This window comes from Veillonella sp. VA139 (genome assembly GCF_003992005.1).
Lineage (GTDB): Bacteria > Bacillota > Negativicutes > Veillonellales > Veillonellaceae > F0422.
This window is the reverse complement of sequence record NZ_RQVL01000065.1, coordinates 1-547: the sequence shown is the minus strand read 5'-3', so window position 1 is coordinate 547 and position 547 is coordinate 1. Positions and strand designations below refer to the sequence as shown.

The 547-nt window shown below is 35.8% G+C and carries 1 protein-coding gene; it reads left to right on the top strand.

Features of this window, described 5'->3' with window-relative positions:
* Positions 1 to 547: hypothetical protein (locus tag EO125_RS09930; RefSeq protein WP_164726516.1), on the top strand; the 547-nt coding region annotated here is incomplete at both ends.

Genomic DNA, 547 nt, shown 5'->3' with positions numbered 1-547 from the left:
AAAGATAGACAAAAGGCATTAAAATTAGCTGACGAAGGGCTTGCAACCTCTAAAACAAGAGGTGATTTAGACAAGTATAAAGATATAGCGAAACGATTCTTTAAAGATGAATTTGAGCCAGATACGAAGGATAAAGAGTTTCTTGTTGCCACAGCAGTAGCTGAAGAAGAAAACCCTAAAAAAGAAGACGGAAGAAAATACAATAATGTAAAACCAGCTATTACGTTAAAAAGTGTAGAAGACCTTGGTGATGATACATTCAGGTATACGTTAGATTTCGATAAAGAAAAAGGTTGGACAGCAGAACAAATCAAAAATGATTTTGTGAACCTAGTAACTCCATATACTGATAATATGTTTATTGATAGCGAAGTTAATAACGTAGAAATCAATGAGGAAGCGGGAACGATTACATTTGAAGGGGAACCTATGTTATCTTACAAAGATTTCTCTGATACAATGGAGTCAAGCACAAAGGCAAATGACAAGAAAACATCACTAGAAGCGAGAGCTATGGTTGTAAGTGCCGCTATTGACACTGCTCCAG